Raw genomic sequence first — 1341 nt, 5'->3', positions numbered from 1 at the left:
CATAGCCGTCAGGCTAAGGAAAATATTTTTGTTTAACAGATTGAATAAATTGAAAAAAGAGCTAGAGTACCCTTTAAATTTTTTCCGGGCAGGAATAAACAAAGGGACTCTATGCTGTTGGATACCATATCAAATATACCGCAAAAAATCTTCAATTTTTTATCCCAAACCTCAGAACAGTTAGGTAAGGAAACAAAATACAAGAAAAGACAGTCAAAATTGACGCCCAGTGGCTTTATAAGAGCCCTAATCTCGACAAGTTTTGCTCCTTTTTTTGATCTGGACACTTTTTGTGACTTTCTTAAAAAACAAGGAATTACAATCCGAAAGCAGTCATTACATGAGCGATTTAATAAACATACCGAGGCGTTTGTTAAGGCCATGTCTGCGTATTTTTTAAATTATTTTCAAACTGAAAAGTTACCCATGCTTAATGGTCTTGAGATATTCAGTGGCCTTAAACTAATTGATAGCAGCAGCATTTCATTACACAGTGCTTTAAATAATCTATTCCAAGGGTGTGGAGGGGCAGCCTCCAGTGCCGCTTTAAAAATACAATTGCAGTTTGATTATCTTCAAGGACAAATAAATGAACTGACTCTCACATCAGGGAGTGATAACGATCAAGGGTTCGATAATTATTTCAATGAAATTCAAAAAGGAGCTCTTTATTTAATGGACCTGGGCTATTTTAAACTCAGTTCGTTTAAAAAAATTATCGAGGGAGAGGCTTTTTTTGTAAGCCGCTTACTTACGGGTACTAAATTATTAACCTTGGATAAACAACCTCTGGATTTACTCGCCAGCTTGTCCACGTCCGGTCAATTCTTCTCTCAGGAGCTACTCCTGGGAGCTCAATATAAAATCCCTGTCCGCTTAGTCGCGCAGCGTTTACCTAAAGAAATAGCAGACCGAAGGCGACAAAGACTCAAAGAAGACCACAGGCGTCGTGGCAGCAAACCGAGTCAAGAATCGCTTGCTTTACAAGATTGGTCTATTTATATCACTAACACCAGCGAGTCACAAATCAAACAAGAACATATCCATCAGACCTATGCCTTACGATGGCAAATAGAGTTAGTCTTTAAATTAAGTAAATCGTTAATGCAAATTCATTTAATGAATACCACAAAATCATCTCGTGTGGTCGTGCAAACCTATGGGAAATTTCTTGGTTTGATGCTCTTTTTTCTTTTATGTTCACCAGTAAGAGCAAAAAACCATAACAATATAGAATTTTCCTTTTACAAAGCCTGTAAACTCCTAATCATCAACGTCTCAGAACTAGCTTCTGCTCTAGTCTCTGTCTATCGCCTAAAATCGTTTATCCATTCCTTTTAT

Annotated in this window: 1 protein-coding gene; it reads left to right on the top strand. The window is 37.3% G+C overall.

Annotated elements, in window-relative coordinates; genetic code table 11:
• Positions 1-117 precede the first annotated feature (117 nt).
• Positions 118-1341, top strand: a 1224-nt coding sequence (locus tag B1207_RS15835) for an IS4 family transposase (RefSeq protein WP_172458331.1), incomplete at its 3' end; no start/stop codon positions are given.

Source organism: Legionella quinlivanii, from assembly GCF_003265995.1.
GTDB lineage: Bacteria > Pseudomonadota > Gammaproteobacteria > Legionellales > Legionellaceae > Legionella_C > Legionella_C quinlivanii_A.
The sequence above is the reverse complement of the archived record's forward strand: the minus strand, read 5'-3'. Positions and strand labels throughout refer to the sequence as shown.